Genomic DNA, 2,993 nt, shown 5'->3' with positions numbered 1-2,993 from the left:
CCGCATATGAACTGCCTCCCATTTCTTATGTCCAAGAAATGGGAGGCAGTTCAGATATGGAGGCTCTCTTGCTAGTTCTTGAGTGAATTAAGCGGAGCGGGGAAGCGACCGCCACGGTGGGCAAGCACCGTGCCCGCAAACTGGTTGACCGGCATGATGGGCGCGGATCCAAAGAGACCACCAAACTCCAGGACGTCGCCCTCGTTGTAACCGATAGCTGGGATAACGCGGACCGCCGTGGTCTTGGTGTTGATGACGCCGATGGCCATCTCATCTGCGATGATGCCCGCGATGGTTTCCACAGAGGAATCACCAGGAATAGCAATCATGTCCAAACCAACGGAGCACACTGAGGTCATTGCCTCGAGTTTCTCGAGAGAAAGCGCACCGTCTTGAGCTGCGCGAATCATGCCCGCGTCCTCGGAGACCGGGATGAATGCGCCGGACAGGCCGCCAACGCTGGACGACGCCATGACGCCGCCCTTTTTGACAGCATCGTTAAGCAGGGCAAGCGCGCAGATTGTTCCGGGGCCGCCGCATTCGCCAACACCGATGAGCTCCAGAATCTTAGCGACGGAATCGCCAGCTGCAGGGGTAGGCGCAAGACTGAGGTCTACGATGCCCTTCTCGACACCTAGGCGCCTTGAGGCCTCGCGGCTCATCAGCTCGCCCGCGCGGGTAATCTTGAATGCCGTCTGTTTGATCTTCTCGGCAACGTCCATGAGGTTTGCGGAGTTGGGGAGCTCGGCGAGAGCCGCAGCCATGACGCCAGGACCGGAAACGCCCACGTTAATGACGGCGTCTGCCTCTCCGCTGCCGTGGACTGCGCCGGCCATGAAGGGGGAGTCCTCCACCATGTTGGCAAAAACGACCAGCTTAGCGGCACCGTAGCATTGAATGTCAGTGGTGCGACGAGCGGCTTCGAGCACGGTTTTGGCCATGAGCAGAACGGCGTCCATGTTGATGCCCGCGCGCGTAGATGCGACGTTTACCGAGGAACAGACGCGCGACGTGGTGGCCAGCGCCTCGGGGATGGATGCGATGAGTCGGCGGTCGGCGTCACCAAGGCCCTTGTGGACCAGTGCCGAGAAGCCACCCAAAAAGTCGATGCCCAGCGTCTCGGCCGCGCGGTCAAGCGTGTAAGCAAGCGGGGTCAGGTCTTGCGCTGAGGTACACGCCGCAATTTGCGCGATTGGCGTGACGGAAACGCGCTTGTTGGCAATGGGGATGCCGTACTCGCGCTCCAGGTCCTCGGCCACGGACACCAGGTGTTCGGCCTGGCGCGTGATGCGGTCGTAGACCTTCTGGCACATGCGATCCAGGTCCTCGTCTGCGCAGCTATTGAGCGAGATACCCATCGTGATGGTGCGCAGGTCAAGGTTTTGCTCGCTGACCATGGCAAGGGTTTCGGCGATTTCCTGTGGAGTGATGTTCATGCGCGTCCTCTCGGAATGCGGTTGTCGTGCGAGCGCCGGGGCGCAGGTGCAGCTTGCGTGCGCTGCCGGGGCGTAGTGCAGCTTGCGTGCGGTGCCGGGGCGCGGCGCGGTTGTCGTGTGGAGACAAGGCTTGGCTTTTGGCGGACGACCAGCCGCAGGGGTTTCTCGACTATTATACTTAAGCAACAACGATAAACGGGGCAAGTTGCGAGGTAACGTGGCAGAAAAAGTCACCCTAAAAACGATTGCGCGCGAGGTGGGGCTGTCGCCCGCCACGGTTTCGCTGGTGCTGAACGGTCGGCCGGTGCGCGTGAGTGACGAGAACCGTCGCCGCATCCTCGACGTTGCCCGTCGCGAACACTACATTCCCAACCAGATTGCAAGAAGCCTGGTCACGCAGCATACGCAGACGCTGGGGTTGATCGTACCGAATATCGAGAGCCGGTTTTTCTCGTCGTTTGCAAAGATGTTGGAGATGAAGTGCCGCCGCCGTGGGTACGCGCTGTTCATCACTAACTCGGATAACAGCACGTCAAACGATGCGGACCTTGTGCGACTACTGGTCAATCGCGGCGCCGACGGCATCTTTATTATCACGTCCGACGAGGTAGAAGCCTCAAAGCAGCTCATCGCCGACTTGGAGCAGCTGCCCGTGCCGTACGTCATGGTGGACCGAACCATCGACGCGCTCGACTGCGACAAAGTCACGTTCAACAATGAGCTTGGCGGCTATCTGGCCACAAAATACCTGCTAGATCACGGTCATCGCCGCATCGCATGTATGGTTAACACCGCTTCCAACACCGGCTGTGCCCGCCTCAACGGCTACGTTCGCGCACTTGGCGAGAAGGGCCTGGAGCTGGATCAGTCGCTTGTGTTGACCAGCGATTATTACATTCCTGATGCGTATCTTGCAGCTCAGCAGCTGATTCGAGTGAACGCTACCGCGGTTGTTGCGACGTCCGACAATATTGCGTTGGGCTTGCTGCGCTATCTGTACGAGCGCGGTCTGCATGTTCCACGCGACTATTCCGTTGTCGGATACGATAACAGCATTTCAGACGCACTGTTTGAACCAGCGCTGACCTCGATTGAGCAAAATGTTGATGAGCTTTCTGATGCCGCGCTTTCAATTATGTTTCGTCGTCTGGGCGAGCATGGAGCGGATGTTGTGCAGAGAGCTGCGGCGGAAGCAGTCGCGACGCAAGAAGCCGCGACGCAATCAGCTGCAACGCAATCAGCTGCGACGCAAGAAGCTGTGCCAGGTAAAAATAACGGCATCGAAGCGCAAGATGACAGCGCGTCAATCCAGATAATTCTTGAGCCGCGCATGATTGAGAAGAATAGTGTGCGTGTTTTGGGTCGCTAATCAGATTTCTGCATATTTGTGCAATTAAATTCATTCCTATGAATACGTAATTTTTTGGTTCAAAATTATGTACCGAAAAAGGTAAAAAACCCGTTTAGTTGGGGATGAAAACTTAAAATTGGCCGATTTATCCCCAACTAAGACGATTTTTTACCGCCTCAAAAACTTTTATCTGGGCAAACGTTGTA

At 57.1% G+C, this 2,993-nt stretch carries 2 protein-coding genes; one reads left to right on the top strand and one right to left on the bottom strand.

The window, feature by feature from the left end; all coding sequences use genetic code 11:
* Positions 1-71: 71 nt before the first annotated feature.
* The gene (locus RWJ43_RS06535; protein WP_314009113.1) at positions 72-1,436 is read right to left on the bottom strand and encodes a PFL family protein; all 1,365 of its coding nucleotides are present in this window, start codon (positions 1,434-1,436) and stop codon (positions 72-74) included.
* A gap of 217 nt (positions 1,437-1,653) precedes the next feature.
* On the opposite strand from RWJ43_RS06535, the gene RWJ43_RS06530 reads away from it, so the two are divergent.
* Positions 1,654-2,805: a LacI family DNA-binding transcriptional regulator gene (locus RWJ43_RS06530; RefSeq protein ID WP_314009111.1), complete on the top strand. Its 1,152-nt coding sequence runs from the start codon at positions 1,654-1,656 to the stop codon at positions 2,803-2,805.
* Positions 2,806-2,993 lie beyond the last annotated feature (188 nt).

Source organism: Lancefieldella parvula (genome assembly GCF_963530955.1).
GTDB lineage: Bacteria > Actinomycetota > Coriobacteriia > Coriobacteriales > Atopobiaceae > Lancefieldella > Lancefieldella parvula_A.
This window is presented reverse-complemented; position numbering and strand designations above follow the sequence as displayed.